This is a genomic window from Sphingomonas sp. FG14, from assembly GCF_057809675.1.
The window spans coordinates 224,438-239,707 of the sequence record NZ_JBMDKK010000004.1 but is presented as its reverse complement, the minus strand read 5'-3'; the positions used below and the strand labels follow the sequence as shown (position 1 = coordinate 239,707).

At 64.9% G+C, this 15,270-nt stretch carries 14 protein-coding genes; 8 read left to right on the top strand and 6 right to left on the bottom strand.

All coding sequences use genetic code 11. The features are described from left to right. The first annotated feature begins 383 nt into the window (after positions 1-383). Together ACODTA_RS16255 and ACODTA_RS16250 are read left to right on the top strand one after the other, a co-directional pair. Positions 384-1,823 carry a S41 family peptidase gene (locus tag ACODTA_RS16255; protein WP_489067005.1) on the top strand — a complete coding sequence of 480 codons (1,440 nt, stop codon included), beginning with the start codon at positions 384-386 and terminating at the stop codon, positions 1,821-1,823. A gap of 70 nt (positions 1,824-1,893) precedes the next feature. After that, positions 1,894-2,199 (top strand): alkylphosphonate utilization protein, encoded by a 306-nt coding sequence (locus ACODTA_RS16250; RefSeq protein WP_489067004.1) that lies wholly within the window; start codon positions 1,894-1,896, stop codon positions 2,197-2,199. Between the two features lie 2 nt (positions 2,200-2,201). Here ACODTA_RS16250 and ACODTA_RS16245 read toward each other — a convergent pair whose 3' ends face one another. After that, a complete protein-coding gene (locus ACODTA_RS16245; protein ID WP_489067003.1) occupies positions 2,202-2,624 on the bottom strand; it encodes a nuclear transport factor 2 family protein in 423 nt (140 codons plus the stop codon). 58 nt (positions 2,625-2,682) lie between these two features. Here ACODTA_RS16245 and ACODTA_RS16240 point away from each other — a divergent pair, with 58 nt between their 5' ends. The 3 genes from ACODTA_RS16240 (at position 2,683) to ACODTA_RS16230 (ending at position 7,548) form a co-directional block, all read left to right on the top strand. Next, the gene (locus ACODTA_RS16240; RefSeq protein ID WP_489067002.1) at positions 2,683-3,054 is read left to right on the top strand and encodes a hypothetical protein; all 372 of its coding nucleotides are present in this window, start codon (positions 2,683-2,685) and stop codon (positions 3,052-3,054) included. 136 nt (positions 3,055-3,190) lie between these two features. Then, positions 3,191-5,104, top strand: a complete 1,914-nt coding sequence (locus ACODTA_RS16235) for a M61 family metallopeptidase (protein WP_489067001.1) — start codon at positions 3,191-3,193, stop codon at positions 5,102-5,104. 173 nt (positions 5,105-5,277) lie between these two features. Beyond that, a complete protein-coding gene (locus tag ACODTA_RS16230; RefSeq protein WP_489067000.1) occupies positions 5,278-7,548 on the top strand; it encodes a TonB-dependent receptor in 2,271 nt (756 codons plus the stop codon). Positions 7,549-7,645: 97 nt separating this feature from the next. On the opposite strand, the gene ACODTA_RS16225 is transcribed toward ACODTA_RS16230, so the two are convergent. After that, positions 7,646-8,131: a VOC family protein gene (locus ACODTA_RS16225; protein WP_489066999.1), complete on the bottom strand. Its 486-nt coding sequence runs from the start codon at positions 8,129-8,131 to the stop codon at positions 7,646-7,648. Between the two features lie 102 nt (positions 8,132-8,233). Between ACODTA_RS16225 and ACODTA_RS16220 the strand changes: the two genes are divergently transcribed. The 3 genes from ACODTA_RS16220 to ACODTA_RS16210 all read left to right on the top strand — a co-directional run bounded on the left by ACODTA_RS16220 (position 8,234) and on the right by ACODTA_RS16210 (position 9,917). Further along, complete coding sequence (locus ACODTA_RS16220) at positions 8,234-8,428, top strand: hypothetical protein (protein WP_489066998.1); 195 nt, start codon at positions 8,234-8,236, stop codon at positions 8,426-8,428. A gap of 1 nt (position 8,429) precedes the next feature. After that, positions 8,430-8,786 carry a hypothetical protein gene (locus ACODTA_RS16215; RefSeq protein WP_489066997.1) on the top strand — a complete coding sequence of 119 codons (357 nt, stop codon included), beginning with the start codon at positions 8,430-8,432 and terminating at the stop codon, positions 8,784-8,786. Positions 8,787-8,864: 78 nt separating this feature from the next. Then, a complete protein-coding gene (locus ACODTA_RS16210) occupies positions 8,865-9,917 on the top strand; it encodes a cupin domain-containing protein (RefSeq protein ID WP_489066996.1) in 1,053 nt (350 codons plus the stop codon). A gap of 141 nt (positions 9,918-10,058) precedes the next feature. Here the strand turns inward: ACODTA_RS16210 and hutU are convergent, their stop codons facing one another. The 4 genes from hutU to hutI are packed head-to-tail and all read right to left on the bottom strand — an operon-like array spanning position 10,059 to position 15,233. Then, positions 10,059-11,726, bottom strand: a complete 1,668-nt coding sequence (gene hutU, locus ACODTA_RS16205) for a urocanate hydratase (RefSeq protein ID WP_489066995.1) — start codon at positions 11,724-11,726, stop codon at positions 10,059-10,061. Next, positions 11,723-12,526: an N-formylglutamate deformylase gene (gene hutG / locus ACODTA_RS16200; RefSeq protein WP_489066994.1), complete on the bottom strand. Its 804-nt coding sequence runs from the start codon at positions 12,524-12,526 to the stop codon at positions 11,723-11,725. The genes hutU and hutG overlap by 4 nt, the downstream gene beginning before the upstream one ends. After that, a complete protein-coding gene (hutH, locus tag ACODTA_RS16195) occupies positions 12,523-14,031 on the bottom strand; it encodes a histidine ammonia-lyase (RefSeq protein ID WP_489066993.1) in 1,509 nt (502 codons plus the stop codon). Before hutH ends, hutG begins: the two co-directional genes overlap by 4 nt. Next, the gene (hutI, locus tag ACODTA_RS16190) at positions 14,031-15,233 is read right to left on the bottom strand and encodes an imidazolonepropionase (protein ID WP_489067124.1); all 1,203 of its coding nucleotides are present in this window, start codon (positions 15,231-15,233) and stop codon (positions 14,031-14,033) included. The genes hutH and hutI overlap by 1 nt, the downstream gene beginning before the upstream one ends. Positions 15,234-15,270 lie beyond the last annotated feature (37 nt).

The following is a 15,270-nucleotide window of genomic DNA, read 5'->3' as shown; positions in this document are numbered from 1 at the left end:
AGATTTCGGGCCGGGTGGATGTCCCCGGCGAGCCGGCGAATCGTCATGGGATTCGCCGCCCGCGTCCGGCGAGTCGGGCGCGGTCTGCCCTTATAGAACATATGCGGAACATTTAAAGTGGAAACAGATGAGGGGCGCGCGATGAATGCGATCACCCGGGTGCATTCCATCATATCGACCTGAATGTAAGCGACCTCGCAGCTTAGCGCCGTTTCTGCGGCCCGATGCTGGAATAACTAGGTTATCGGATGGTGAGGGATGAGCCCGACGGATGCGAATGGGATGAAGCTGGAGGTCGTCCATGCTCCAGGCTGGATCTGATCCTGCTGGCCCAGCCGCCGAAGCTGGTTTAGCATCCAATTGGAATCGCGTGGAGTAGGACGATGATTCAGCGGCGGCTGGGAGCGGCGTTGGGCGTGATCGCGATGCTATCCGCCTGTGGCGGGGGCGGCGACGGATCGAGCGGGGGATTCACGCCGACACCTACACCCACTCCGACGCCAACCCCGACCCCGACCGCCTGCAGCTTGCGCGACCGGCAGACCTGGGCGGCGACTCAGCTTCGGGAATGGTATCTCTTTCCCGAAACATTGCCGGTCACGCTCGATCCCGCGCCCTATTCGACGGTGGAGGCCTATATCGACGCGCTGACCGCGACCGCACGGTCGCAGCGTCGCGATCGTTTCTTCACCTATCTCACCTCGATCGCGGAAGAGGATGCCTATTACGCGTCGGGATCGAGTGCGGGATTCGGTTTCAGGCTCTCGACCGATACCGTGCAGCGCCGCGTGATCGTCTCCGAAGCTTTTGAAGGCGCACCGGCACTGGCGGCCGGGATCGATCGGGGGACGGAGATCCTCGCGGTCGGCGCCAGCGCGGCGTCGTTGCGCACCGTCAGCGACATCATCGCATCGGAGGGAAGCGAAGGCGTCACCAACGCGTTGGGAGCGTCGACCGCGGGCGTCAGCCGCACCTTCCGCGTGTCCGATGGGGCGGCGACCCGGACCGTGACGGTCACCAAGGCCGATTATGATCTGACGCCAGTCTCGTCGCGCTACGGCGCCAGGGTGATCGACGATGGCGGCCGCAAGGTCGGCTATGTCAATCTGCGCAGCTTCATCACCACCGCCGATCCGGCTCTGCGCAACGCCTTCGCCACCTTCCGCGCACAGGGCGTGACCGACGTCATCGTCGACCTGCGCTATAATGGTGGCGGGCTTGTCTCGATCGCGGAACTGTTCGGCGATCTGCTCGGGCGCGACCGGTTCACGTCGGAGGTCTTCTCCTACACCGTCTATCGCCCCGAAAAATCGGCCGAGAACGAAACGCGCAATTTTCGCTCGCAGCCGCAATCGATCGCACCGTCGCGCATCGCCTTTATCGGCACCAGCGGCACGGCATCGGCGAGCGAACTCGTCATCAATGCCTTCATCCCATATTTGCACGCACGCGCCGCGCTGATCGGTACCAATAGCTATGGCAAGCCGGTTGGGCAGATCGCGATCGATCGCGCGGCCTGCGACGATCGATTGCGCGTGATTGCCTTCGCCACGCAGAACAGCGCGCGCCAGGGCGATTATTATGATGGGCTGGCGGGCAAGGTAGAGGCGAGCTGCCAGGCGGCTGACGATCTCACCCGGCCGCTCGGCGATCCGCAGGAACAGTCGGTCGCGCGCGCGCTCGATTTCCTTGCCGGGCGAAGCTGCACCCCGATCGCGCCGGGCGCGGGCGCACAGGCGTTTCGCGGTGGTCCGGCGCGTTTCGAGTTGCTGACGCCGGAGCGGCCGAGCACCGCGCAGAGGGAAGTACCCGGTTCGTTTTGACGCAGGTCATGGCCAGGCGGCCATCATGCGCTATGGGCGTTTGCGATACCCATATGGCCGAGGAATGACGATGACTGAAGACGAGGACGCGTTCGTCTATGACGAAGCGACGGGCGAATGGATCAGTGCCGGCGACGCGGCGGCACGTGCGCCGGCGGATGGCGTCGAGGTGCGCGACGCCGTCGGCAATTTGCTCGCCGACGGCGATCAGGTGACGTTGATCAAGGATTTGAAGGTGAAGGGGGCGGGCCAGACGCTCAAGCGCGGCACGCTGATCAAGTCGATCCGCCTGACCGGCGATCCGCAGGAAATCGATTGCCGCTACGAAGGGATCAAGGGACTGGTGCTGCGCGCGGAGTTCGTGCGCAAGCGATAGGGTTAGACGAGGCGGATGGCGCGCGCGAAACCCAGCGAGTCGAACATCTCGAGCACGCGCACCGCCTTGCCGTCGCGGAAATGCCAGATATCGACCTTGGGGCTGTCCACTTCCGACAGGCTCGTGCGGCTGCGCCAATGGCAGCGGCCGATCCAGACCACGGTATCGCCCTGGGCGACGATCTCTTCGGTGGGAAAGGCGATCATCTCCCAGTCCCGGTGCAGCGCGTCGAAATAGGCGCGCGCGGCGTTCAGCCCGACCGCAGGGCCGGCGATGGTATCGGGAACGTCCGGACCCAGCACCGATCGCATCTCGATATCGGGCGCCATCAGCGCCAGATAATCCTCGGCCGACGCGCCGCGCGTTTCCTGCCAGCGCGCATAGGTGGCGCGAATCCTGTCTGCGGGGGAAAGGTCTCCGTCCATCGAGTCGCCCTCGGCCGATCGCGCCTTTATAGCATGGCGACAGACGGGGAGCGCGGCCATGACGCCAAAACGGATACAATTGGGCATCGCATCGGTGTTCTTCATCCTCGGCGGATGGGCGCTGCTGGCGCCGCAGAGTGTGATCGATCTCTGCTTTCTGCCCGAATATCGGGCGGGAGCGCCGATCCTGTCCTTCGTTGTCGCCTGTTTCGGGGCGCAGGCGATGATCTCCGGGCTGTTCGCGGCGTTCAGCCGCTTCACGCGCACGACCTTCCTTGCCTATGGCATCGCGCTTATTCCCTTCTTCGCTTTCAATGCGTGGTTCACCTTCATCGATCCCGTCTTCACCTGGGTCGGGCTGCTCGATGCGGTCGGCAATGCCGTGATGCTGGCTTTCTGCCTGATGGGATGGCGGCGAACGCCGGCTTAGAGCGGCTCCAGAACACAGGCGCGCTCGCCCGCCGGCTGAACGCACTCCGGATGAACTGACTTGATAATCATGCAATATCATATGATATAATATTCATATCCGCCGGCGAAGCCCGGTGCGAAGGGGAGGAATATCTATGATCGGCAAGGTTGCGACTGCGTTCGCCGCGTTTCTCGTTCTGACGCCGCAAATGGCACAGGGGCAGGGCGTGGACGCGCAGGAGGGGCGGGGCGCGCTGCGCGCTGCCGATTATCCGGGCGTCATCGGGCTGTCGATCGACGCGCGCGACGTCGCGCGCGCGATCCTGCGCGGCACGATGACCCTGCCGGTCGCCAAGGCGGGGCCGATGACGATCTATTTCCCGCGCTGGGTGCCAGGGCATCATGCGCCTTCAGGGCCGATCGCGCGGATCGCCGGCCTGGCGGTGCGCGCGAAGGGGGCGGAGATCGGCTGGAAGCGCGATCCGGTGATGATGCATGCGATCCATGTTGACGTGCCGCCGGGGGCGGACACGATCGAGGTCGCGTTCCAGTATCTTTCCCCCACCGATCCGAAGATGGGTCGGATGGAGGTCAGTCCGGAGATGATCGACCTGCAATGGACGTCGCTGGCGCCCTATCCGGCGGGTTACGCGTCGCGCCGGATGACGGTGCAGGCGTCCGTGCAATTGCCCCAGGGCTGGCAATTCGCGACCGCGTTAGCGACCGATAGCGTCACCGACGGCGTGATCCGCTTCAAGCCCGTCGATTACGAGACCTTTGTCGACTCGCCGATCCTTGCCGGTCGATATTCAGTGCGCCACAGCCTCGATGAATCGTCGGACGCGCCGGTCACGCTCGCGGTCTTCGCCGATCGGCCCGAACTGCTGGTGGCCAGTCCGGCGCAGATCGAGGCCCATCGCCGGCTGGTCGACCAGAGCCTCAAGCTCTTCGCGTCCCGCCATTATGATCGCTACGACTTCCTTGTTGGCCTGACCGCGAAGATCGGCGGCCTGGGGGCCGAACATGGCCGGTCGAGCGAGAATTTCACGGTGCCTGACTATTTCACCGACTGGGCCGGAACCGCGCCGAGCCGCGAGCTGCTGCCGCACGAATTTGTCCATAGCTGGAACGGCAAGTTCCGCCGCGGCGCCGACTTGCTGACGCCCACGCTCGACACGCCCATGCAGAACAGCCTGCTCTGGGTCTATGAAGGACTGACGCGTTATCTGGGCGCGGTGCTCGCCGTGCGGTCGGGGCTGCACAGTGTGCAGGACGGGCTCGACAATTTCGCGCTGACTGCCGCGACGATGCAGAATCGCGCGGGCCGGCAATGGCGTCCGCTGCTCGATACCACCAATCATTCGATCTATGCGGAGGGCGCGCAGCCCTGGCCGAACTGGCAGCGTGGTTCCGACTATTATCTGGAAGGCCAGCTTATCTGGCTCGATGTCGACACGCGCATTCGCGCGCTCTCTGGCGGCAAGCGGAGCCTCGACGATTTCGTGCGCGCCTTCTTCTCGATCGAGGACGGATCCTATCGGCCGGTGCCCTATGTCTTCGATGACGTCGTGACGGCATTGAACGTGATCGCTCCGTGGGATTGGGCCTCGTTCTTTCGCGACCGGGTAGAGAAAGTCGCGCCCGATGCACCGCTCGACGGGTTGGCGCGCGGCGGCTACCGCCTGATCTATACCGATACGCCCACCGGCTTTTTCCGCAGCGGGGAGGCGCAGCGCGGCGTGACCGATCTGAGCTGGTCGATCGGGCTGACGGCGGATAGGGGCGGCATCGTCACCGATGTGGTGTGGGACGGCCCTGCTTTCGCCGCCGAACTGACGATCGGCACGCAGATCGTCGCGGTGGAGGGTCAGGTCTATGACGGAGCGCGCATCGGAAACGCGGTCGCGGCCTGCAAGGGGCGTTCGGAGCCGCTGACGCTGACGGTCCGGCGCGGTGATGCGGTACGCGATGTCCGGATCGCCTGCGCCATGGGCCTGCGCTACCCACGGCTCGAACGCGATCCCGCCACGCCTGCACGCCTCGACGCGATCCTGGCGCCGCGCCGGTAGCGCCGCTTCGCCGGCTGCCAGCGCGGTCTTCTTCGCGGGAAAAGCATATCCATTCATTTTCATATGCGCTTTTCTATTTTATTTTAGGCATAAACTAATTATACCGGCGTCGAGGGGCCGCGAGAGCTCGACCCATGGATGCCGGGATACGGCGATGAGAGGGAGGCAAATCAATGACATCGATCACCAATCACATGTGGCGCATGGCGGGTTGCAGCACGGCCGCGATCGCGGCGCTGCTGGCGATGGCCGGCCAGGCATCGGCGCAGGATACGACCACCGGTGCGGAGGATCAGGGGCTGGAAGACATTGTCGTCACCGCCCAGCGCCGCAGTGAAAGCATCCAGGACGTGCCCGTCGCGGTGACCGCATTCAGCGCGCAGGAATTGCAGCGCGCGAACATCCAGGATGTCGGCGCCTATTTCCAGAATACGCCGAACGTCTTCATCACCGACAGCCCGGTGCGCAGCGGCAACAACGTCTCGAGCAGCGCGCTCGGCCTGGCGCTGCGCGGCATCTCGAACGTCGGCGGCAATGCGTCGTCGTTCGGCATCTATCTCGACGATTTCAACATCTCGCACATCGCGCTCAACCCGCACCTGATCGACATGGAGCGGATCGAGGTGCTGCGCGGTCCGCAGGGCACCTATTTCGGTCGCAACGCGTCGGGCGGCGTGATGAGCCTCAACACGCAGAAGCCCGATGCGTCGCGTTTCGCGGGCGAAGCCAATGCGATGATCGGTCGCTTCGGCACCTATGAACTGGGCGGCATGGTCAATGTGCCGCTGAGCGACACGATCGCGATCCGCGCTGCGGGCAAGTGGGAAACCTCCGACGGCGAGTTCAACAACAAGCATCCCGTCGGCGGCGGCAATGGCCGCGATTACAAGGCGGCCCGGCTGTCGGCGCGCGCCACCCCCACCGAATCGCTGACGATCGACCTGTCGTACAACTACGCCAAGGAACATGACGACGATTTCGGCCTGATCCACACTGGCGTGCTGAGCGACTTCATCAAGTCGATCTGCCCGGGGGGCACCTTCTCGTGCCCGGTCGATTCCAATCTCGGCTTCTACCCGAACAACCGCCGCAACTATGCGCATGACGCGCCGCTGGTGGTGAACAACGAATATCATATTGCGGTCGGGCGCATCGCCTGGACGGGCGAGAATGTCGGCGTCACCAGCATCACCGGCTATGGCTCGGCCAAGTTCAACCGCAGCGGCGAGCTCGACTTTTCGAGCGTCGATTTCCTGCGCGAGGGCTTCAACTACGACAGCCGCAAGAGCTTCTCGCAGGAGCTGCGCATCCAGTCGGTTGGCGACAAGCGGCTGAACTGGATCGTCGGCGCGGTCTATGCGCGCGACAAGCATCGCGAGGGCGAGTTCATCGCGGCGGGCAAGCAGAACGATATCGGCCTGCCCGAGGATTTCCCGATCGAGCTGTCGCACTTCAACCAGAAGATCACGTCGAAGGCGGTGTTCGCGGAGGCGACCTTCGACGTCACCGACGCGCTCTCGCTCACCGCCGGTGCGCGTTATTCGCACGACAAGCTCGACCGGTTCGAGGACCAGATCGAATTCGGCGGTCCGCTGCAGAATGTTCGGGGGAGCCGCAGCTTCAGCGACATCTCGCCGCGCTTCGCGATCAAATATGCCGCATCGGATGACGTCAATATCTACGGAAGCGTCTCGAAAGGCTGGAAATCGGGTGGCTTCGAGCTCGATCCGCAGCGCGCGCGCAGCGATTTCGGCGCGGAGACGCTGTGGAACTACGAAGTGGGCGTGAAGAGCACCCTGCTCGACAATCACCTGCGCGCGAATCTCGCTTTCTTCTATATCGACTGGAGCGATGTGCAGGTGAGTTCGGGTGTCGTCGGGCGCGACGCCAACGGCAACATCATCAACTATGCCGGTATCTCGAACGCTGCGAGCGCTACCAGCAAGGGCGTCGAGCTCGAACTGCTCGCAGCCCCCACCGAGCGGCTCGAACTCGGGCTGAACGTCGGCTATCTCAAGGCGCGTTTCGACAAGTTCACCGATGCGCGCACCAATTTCGGCACGCTCGACCTGTCTGGCAAGCCGCTACCCAAGGCGCCCGAATGGACGCTGTCGACCTTCGCGCAATACACCGCGCCGCTGACCGACAGCCTCGATGCGTTCGTGCGCGGCGAATATTTCTACACCGACGATGCCTATACCACGGTCAACAACATCGCCGCGGTGATGGCGGGCCAGCCGACCTTCCCCTATCTCGTCAAGGGCTATGGCAAGGTCAATCTGCGCCTTGGTCTGGAAAACGAGCGGTTCCGCGTTGCCGCCTATGTCGAGAATCTCTTCGACAAGAAATATTACAGCGCGTCGTTCGACTTCGGTTTCGCCAACGGCGCAGCCGTGGTGCCGGGCCTGCGTCGTTGGGGCCTGCGCGGCAGCGTGAAATTCTGATCACATGGATGGCGGCCGTCCCGGCTGCCATCTAAAAGCCAAGAAAAACCCCCGCCGGTCCCATGCCGGCGGGGGTTTTTTGCTGGTTCGTGGCCGGTCAGCGCGGCTGGCTCGCCGTCCAGGTCAGGATCTCGATCGCATAGCCCTCGGGATCCTTGAAGATGAAGGCGTGGATCGACCGTCTGTCGTCGAGCCTTGTGGTCTTGCGCTCTTCGCTGATCGCGATCCCCTGTGCGCGGACACGATCGTACCAGCTATCGACTGCGGGGATGCCGTCGACCACCACCGTCACCATCACCGGTTTGGTGTCCGACGGGCGCAGCGTTCCGTCCTTTGCATTGACCAATCCCAGGGTGGCGGTGTCGGTCAGGTCGAACAGCCTTACCCATGCCGGCGTGTCCTGCGGCGGCGTGCCGAGCAGCCTTTCGTAGAAGGCGGCGGCGCGCGGCAGGTCGTTATAATAGAGAAAGGTCATCTGCCCTTTGACCGGTGCCGCAGCCGGCGGCGCCGGTCGTTCAGCGTTGGCCGGGGGCAATGCGCAGGCGCTTCCCAGAAGCGTGAGGGCCAGGCCGAGTGTCCGCATTTCGATCTCCCATAAATATGCTTTTTCATATGAAATGAATTGACTTAAATCCAGCACATTCTAGACTTCCGGGCATTGGAACACCCCAAGAAAGGACAGGAGATGGACGAGAAACTGGTCACCAGCCGCCGTCAGGCGCTGGGGCTCGCCTCACTCGCGGTGGCGGGCGTCGCGGTGGGAGCACCGGCCGCCGTGGCGGCGACTGCGGTCGATCCGCGCCGGCCCAGCGATGCCGAACTGGAGCGCGTTTCGCGCCTTTACGCCGGCGAGCTCGGCGGCGGCAGGGGGGCACGCTGACATGGCGATCTTCGAAGCCGAAAGCTGGTTTCCGATCCAGGGCAAGGAAGCCGAACACAAGGCCGCGATGACCAATTTCCTCAAATGGGTGGGCGCCAATCGCCACCTGTTCAAGGAATGGAAGAGCTTGCGCTATTATGTGAAGGAAATCGCGGGCCCCAATAGCGGCCGCCATTTCATCGTCTGGGAATATGAGGATCTGGCGAGCTTCGAGGCTTACAAGAAGCGGCGCGGCGATTATCCGGGGCCCTATGCCGAATATAAGAAGAACGATCCCTATCATCTGGGCGTGATGGATCACCGCAACATGGAAGTTGAGATCTGGTACGAGAATGATCGGCCGCTCTGGCTCGAATGATCGCCGGATAGAGACCGAACGCCGTCGCCGACCCGATAGGGCGGCGACGGCAAGATTGTGGGTTCAGGGAGAGTATCGATGGGCGAAGCCGTCGTGGCGAGCCGTAAGCCGTTCTACAAGGAATTGAAGGCCGGGCGTTCCTATCTCTGGTGCGCCTGCGGGCGATCGAAGCGGCAGCCATTCTGCGACGGGCGCTCGCATGAAGGCACCGGTATCGAACCCATCCGCTACGACTGCACCGTCGATGGCGAGGAAGTGCTGTTCTGCGGCTGCAAGCAGACCGCGACCGGCCCGTTCTGCGACGGCGCGCACAGCAACCTTCCCGGTGGCTATGCCGAAGAGGCCGAACTGGCCGAGGACTTGCCCTGGGCAGAAAGCAATGCGGAGGGCATCCGCTCGCTCGACGGCCATTGCTATGTGATCGCCGCCGAAGCGACGCGCCCCGATGCGCCCGGCGACTGGTGGTGCCGCACGATCGTGTCGAGCGCGATGGGTGCGCAGCATCAGGCGCAATTCTATGGCGAACTCCGTCAGGGCCAGTCGCCCGTGCTTGCGTCTCCCGCCGGCGATATCGTGCTCTGGACGATGGCCGGACAGGGCACCGTCGAGATCTCGGGCCGCAGCTTCGCGCTGGCGAAGGATATGGGCGTCTATGTTCGCGGCGGCGAAGCATTCCGCTTCACCCAGCAGGGCGCCGATCCGCTCGGCGTGCATATCCATGCCTGCCCCGCCAGTGACGCACTGAACGAATTGGCGGCGATGCCCGCCGATTTCGACGTAAGCTGGCCCGATCGCACCGTCGGCGTCGACGAGAGCCAGCGCCATGCCATGGGGCCGCGCTATTTCCAGATGCTCGTCGACAAAAGGGTCGGATCGACCACAGCGACGCAGTTCATCGGCCATATTCCCCAATCCCGCGCGGAAATGCATCGCCATCTTTATGAAGAGGCGTTGATCATCCTGTCGGGCGAGGGGGTGATCTGGAACGAGAGCGTCCGCGCGCGCGTCCGCACCGGTGACGTCATCTTCTTCCCGCGCAAGCACCGCCACTCGCTGCAATGCACGCATCCCGACGGGATGGACGTGGTCGGGCTGATCCATCCCGGCGACAATCCGGGCATCAACTACTAGGCTGCGACTTCGCGGACGATCGGTGGCGGGCGACACTATAAGGACGTCCGCCGCCAACGCTTAAGACGTCTGACAATCCATGCGCCGTCGCGCGGATCCCGATCGATGCCGTTCGGACTCCAGCCCGAACGGCACGCAAAGTCACCCCAGGATACCGGGCAGGTCGAGCCCATGTTCGCGCGCGCAATCGAGCGCGATGTCATAGCCGGCATCCGCGTGGCGCATCACGCCGGTCGCCGGATCATTCCAAAGCACACGCGCCAGCCGGCGATCGGCATCCTCCGATCCGTCGCACACGATCACCATGCCCGAATGCTGCGAGTAGCCCATGCCGACGCCGCCGCCATGGTGCAGCGACACCCAGGTCGCGCCGCTCGCCGTGTTGAGCAGCGCGTTGAGCAATGGCCAGTCGGACACCGCGTCCGATCCGTCGCGCATCGCTTCGGTTTCGCGATTAGGGCTCGCGACCGAACCCGAATCGAGATGGTCGCGCCCGATCACGATCGGTGCCTTGAGTTCGCCCGTGCGGACCATCTCGTTGAATGCCAGCGCCAGCTTGTGCCGGTCGCCCAGCCCGACCCAGCAGATACGCGCCGGCAGCCCCTGGAACTGGATGCGCTCGCGCGCCATGTCGAGCCAGCGGTGGAGATGCGTGTTGTCCGGCAGCAACTCCTTCACCTTGGCATCGGTGCGATAGATGTCCTCGGGATCGCCCGACAGCGCCGCCCAGCGGAACGGGCCGATGCCACGGCAGAAGAGCGGGCGGATATAGGCGGGCACGAAGCCTGGGAAGTCGAAGGCGTTCGTGACGCCCTGATCCTTGGCGACCTGGCGGATATTGTTGCCGTAGTCGACCGTGGGCACGCCCGCCGCCTGGAAATCGAGCATCGCCTGGACATGAACCGCCATCGATGCGCTGGCGGCGGCGGTCACCGCCTGGGGATCGCGCTCGCGCGTCTCGAACCAGCGATCGAGCGTCCAGCCCGCCGGCAGATAGCCGTTGACGGGATCATGGGCCGAGGTCTGGTCGGTCAGCATGTCGGGCCGCACGCCGCGGCGATAAAGTTCGGGCAGGATCTCGGCGGCATTGCCGAGCAGGCCGACCGAGATCGCGCGCTTCTCGGCACAGGCTTTCTCGATCAGCGCCAGCGCTTCGTCAATCGTATCCGCCGCATGGTCGAGATAGCGCGTCTTCAGCCGCATCTCGATCCGGCTCGGCTGGCACTCGATCGCCAGGCATGATGCGCCCGCCATCACCGCCGCCAGCGGCTGCGCGCCGCCCATGCCGCCAAGCCCGGCGGTCAGCAGCCAGCGGCCCGACAGGTCGCCGCCGAAATGCTGGCGACCCATTTCAACGAAGGTTTCGTAGGTGCCCTGAACGATGCCCTGCGACCCGATATAGATCCACGAGCCCGCGGTCATCTGGCCGTACATCGCCAGCCCCTTGCGATCGAGCGCGTTGAAATGCTCCCAGTTTGCCCAGGCGGGAACAAGGTTGGAATTGGCGATCAGCACGCGCGGCGCATCCGCGTGGGTGCGGAACACGCCGACCGGCTTGCCGGACTGGACGAGCAGCGTCTGGTCGTCGTCGAGCCGCTTCAGCGTCTCGACGATCCGGTCGAAGCTTTCCCAGTCGCGCGCGGCGCGGCCGATGCCGCCATAGACGACCAGTTCATGCGGATTCTCTGCCACTTCGGGATCAAGATTGTTCATCAGCATGCGAAGCGGGGCTTCGGTGAGCCAGCTTTTCGCGTTGAGCGCGGTGCCGCGCGGCGATTCGATCGTACGGCTGTTGTCGATACGGGTCATTGGTCTTCCCTGGCAAAGTCGAGGCATGAATTGATGATATGGCGAAGCGTCGCTTGCAGCGGCTCGGCGGCGCTCTCGTCCCAGAGCGGCGGCCAAGTCCCGCGCTCGTCGAGATAGCCGCGCATCGCGAGTTCCATCTGGATCGCGTGGACGCCGCGCGCCGGATCGCCATAATGGCGGGTGATCCAGCCGCCGCGAAACCGCCCGTTGGTGACGCGGCTGAGCCCACTCGCGTCGCACGCCGTTTCGACCGCCGCCGTGAGCGCGCTATCGCAGGTCGCGCCGCCATCGGTGCCGATATTGAACTGGGGCAGCTCACCCTCGAACAGGCGCGGCACATGGCTGCGGATCGAATGCGCGTCGTACAGGACGATGCGGGGGTGCAGGCCGCGCAGGCGATCGATCTCGGTGGCGAGCGCGGCGTGATAGGGATCGAAATAGGCGGCGCGGCGGCGCGCGATCTCGGCATCGCCGGGCGCTTCGCCATCGCGATAAAGCGGTTCGCCGTCGAACGTCTCGACCGGGCAAAGCCCTGTCGTCGCCTGGCCCGGATAGAGCGACGCACCCGAAGGGTCGCGATTGACGTCGATCACGGTGCGCGAGACCGATGTGCGGACCACCGTTGCGCCGATTGACGTCGCGAAGCCGTAGAGCCGATCGACATGGAAGTCGGCATCGCGCACCGCGAGTTCGGCCGAAGCAAGATCGGTCGCGATCTCATCCGGAATCCAGGTGCCGATGTGCGGCATGCTGACGATCAGCGGCGCGCTGCCGCGATCGACGCTGAGCCAGTCGGTCATGCGCAGAGCGTCGGCAACGCGGCCAGCGCCGCGACCTCGCCATGTGTCACCAGCGTGGTGGCGGCGACCATGTCGGGGTGGAAATGCCGATCCTGGTCGAGCGTCGGCACTTCCGCGCGCAGCAGGGTCCGCGCCGATTCGAGCGTGCCGCTCGATGCCAGCGGCGCATGGAAGTCACAGCCCTGTGCCGCCGCCAGATATTCGATGCCCAGGATGTTCGCGAGATTCTCCGCCATTCCCATCAGGCGGCGGCCGCCATGCGCGGCCATCGAGACATGATCTTCCTGATTGGCGGAGGTCGGGATCGAATCGACGCTGGCGGGATAGGCGCGCTGCTTGTTTTCCGAAACGAGCGCAGCCGCTGTCACCTGCGGGATCATGAAGCCCGAATTGAGGCCGGGGCGCGGGGTCAGGAAAGCGGGCAGGCCCGACAATGCCGGATCGACGAGCATCGCGATCCGGCGCTCGGCGATCGATCCGATCTCGCACAGTGCCAGCGCGATCATGTCGGCGGCGAAGGCCACGGGCTCGGCGTGGAAATTGCCGCCAGACAACGCCTCGTCATTCTCTGCGAAGATCAAGGGATTGTCCGAAACACCATTGGCTTCGGTGCCCAGCGTCGCCGCCGCCTGACGCAGCAGGTCGAGCACCGCACCCATCACCTGGGGCTGGCAGCGCAGGCAATAGGGATCCTGCACGCGCTCGTCGCCTTCGGCATGGCTGGCGCGGATCGCGGAGCCCGCCATCAGCGTGCGCAGCGCCGCCGCCGTCTCGATCTGGCCGCGATGGCGGCGCACCGCGTGGATGCGCGGATCGAACGGCGTGTCCGATCCTTTCGCGGCTTCCGTCGACAACGCGCCGGTCACCAATGCCGTCTGGAACAGGCGTTCGGCCTCGAACAGTCCCGCCAGCGCATAGGCGCACGAGAATTGCGTGCCGTTGAGCAGCGCCAGCCCTTCCTTGGGGCCAAGCACCAGCGGCGCCAGCCCGGCATCCTTCAGCGCCTGCGCGGCGGGTTTGCCGTCGATCTCACCGACGCCGATCATCGCCGCCGCCAGATGCGCGAGCGGTGCGAGGTCGCCCGATGCACCCACCGATCCCTGGGCCGGGATGACAGGCACCAGATCCTTCGCCAGCATCGCTTCTAGGAGGGCGATCGTCGCCGGCCGCACGCCGGATGCGCCCTGCGCGAGACTCGCGAGCTTCAGCGCCATCATCAATCGGGCAACGGGCTTCGGCATCGGCGCGCCCACGCCGGCGGCATGGCTGAGCACGATATTGCGCTGGAGCGTTTCGAGATCGGCGTCGCCGATCTTGACGCTGGCGAGTTTTCCGAAGCCGGTGTTGATGCCATAGACGGGCTCGTGCCGCGCCAGGATGCGCTCAACCGCGGCGGCACTCGCCGCGATCGCTTCATGGGCACCGGGATCGATCGACGGCATCGCGCCGCGATAGATCGCGCGCCAGTCGGAAAGCGGCACCTGGCCAGGAACAACGGTCAGCATCATTCGCCTTTTCTCACACGGTCATGAAGGGGGTTGGCACCCATACGGTAGACAAGCTCCGCCGGGCGCCCGATGTCCCAGATCGCCAGATCGCAGGACTTGCCGGGCTCGAGCGTGCCGATCTCCGCCTGCAGGCCCAACGCGCGCGCGGCTTCGCGGGTGACGCCGGCGAGGCATTCGTCGACGGTCAGGCGGAACAGCGTCGCCGCCATGTTCATCGCCAGCAGCAGCGAGGTCATCGGCGACGTGCCGGGATTGCAGTCTGTCGCGATCGCCATTGGCACGCCCGCAGCGCGCAGGGCAGCGATCGGGGGAAGCCGCGTCTCGCGCGTGAAATAATAAGCGCCGGGCAACAGCACCGCGACCGTGCCTGCCTGTGCCATCGCCGCGATGCCGGCCTCGTCGAGATGCTCGAGGTGATCGGCGGACAGAGCACCAAATCCGGCCGCCAGCGCCGCGCCATGGCTGTTCGACAATTGCTCGGCATGGAGCTTGACCGGCAGGTCGTGATCGCGCGCCGCTTCGAACACGCGGCTTATCTGTTCGGGCGTGAAGCCGATCGTCTCGCAGAAGCCGTCGACCGCGTCGGCCAGCCCCCGCGCCGCGACGGCGGGGATCATCTCGTCGGCGATAAGATCGATATAGCCATCGGCGTCGCCGGCGAATTCAGGGGGCAGGGCGTGCGCGCCCAGGAAGCTGGTGACGACGCGCACGTCGCGCTCCCGGCCCAATGCGCGGGCCGCGTGGAGCATGTCGAGTTCGGCGTCGAGCGACAGGCCATAGCCCGACTTGATCTCGATCGTGGTTGCCCCTTCGGCGATCAGCGCGTCGAGCCGCGGCAGCGCCTGGGCGACCAGCCCGTCGCGCCCGGCGGCGCGCGTCGCCGCCATGGTCGAGACGATGCCGCCGCCGCTGCGCGCGATCTCTTCATAGGATGCGCCGGCCAGCCGCAACTCGAATTCGTGCGCGCGGTCCCCGCCATGAACGAGATGGGTGTGGCAATCGATCAGCCCCGGCGTGATCCAGCGACCGGCGCAATCGATCGTCTCCGCCGCCTCGACCGCCACCGGCGGGCCGGCATGGACGATCCGCCCGTCGCGGCATGCGATCATGCCCGCTGGGACGGCGCCCAGCGCGCCGCCGGCCTCCGACGCCACCATCGTCGCCAGCCGGGCATTGGTCCAGACACGGTCCGCTTGAATCACCATGCGCTTAAACTTGATCAATCCGATGAATATG

Excerpts from the sequence above, each read along its gene's own strand:
- ACODTA_RS16255 (WP_489067005.1), top strand. The coding sequence starts at position 384 with ATGATTCAGCGGCGGCTGGGAGCGGCGTTGGGCGTGATCGCGATGCTA.
- ACODTA_RS16250 (WP_489067004.1), top strand. The coding sequence starts at position 1,894 with ATGACTGAAGACGAGGACGCGTTCGTCTATGACGAAGCGACGGGCGAA.
- ACODTA_RS16245 (WP_489067003.1), bottom strand. The coding sequence starts at position 2,624 with ATGGACGGAGACCTTTCCCCCGCAGACAGGATTCGCGCCACCTATGCG.
- ACODTA_RS16240 (WP_489067002.1), top strand. The coding sequence starts at position 2,683 with ATGACGCCAAAACGGATACAATTGGGCATCGCATCGGTGTTCTTCATC.
- ACODTA_RS16235 (WP_489067001.1), top strand. The coding sequence starts at position 3,191 with ATGATCGGCAAGGTTGCGACTGCGTTCGCCGCGTTTCTCGTTCTGACG.
- ACODTA_RS16230 (WP_489067000.1), top strand. The coding sequence starts at position 5,278 with ATGACATCGATCACCAATCACATGTGGCGCATGGCGGGTTGCAGCACG.
- ACODTA_RS16225 (WP_489066999.1), bottom strand. The coding sequence starts at position 8,131 with ATGCGGACACTCGGCCTGGCCCTCACGCTTCTGGGAAGCGCCTGCGCA.
- ACODTA_RS16220 (WP_489066998.1), top strand. The coding sequence starts at position 8,234 with ATGGACGAGAAACTGGTCACCAGCCGCCGTCAGGCGCTGGGGCTCGCC.
- ACODTA_RS16215 (WP_489066997.1), top strand. The coding sequence starts at position 8,430 with ATGGCGATCTTCGAAGCCGAAAGCTGGTTTCCGATCCAGGGCAAGGAA.
- ACODTA_RS16210 (WP_489066996.1), top strand. The coding sequence starts at position 8,865 with ATGGGCGAAGCCGTCGTGGCGAGCCGTAAGCCGTTCTACAAGGAATTG.
- hutU (WP_489066995.1), bottom strand. The coding sequence starts at position 11,726 with ATGACCCGTATCGACAACAGCCGTACGATCGAATCGCCGCGCGGCACC.
- hutG (WP_489066994.1), bottom strand. The coding sequence starts at position 12,526 with ATGACCGACTGGCTCAGCGTCGATCGCGGCAGCGCGCCGCTGATCGTC.
- hutH (WP_489066993.1), bottom strand. The coding sequence starts at position 14,031 with ATGCTGACCGTTGTTCCTGGCCAGGTGCCGCTTTCCGACTGGCGCGCG.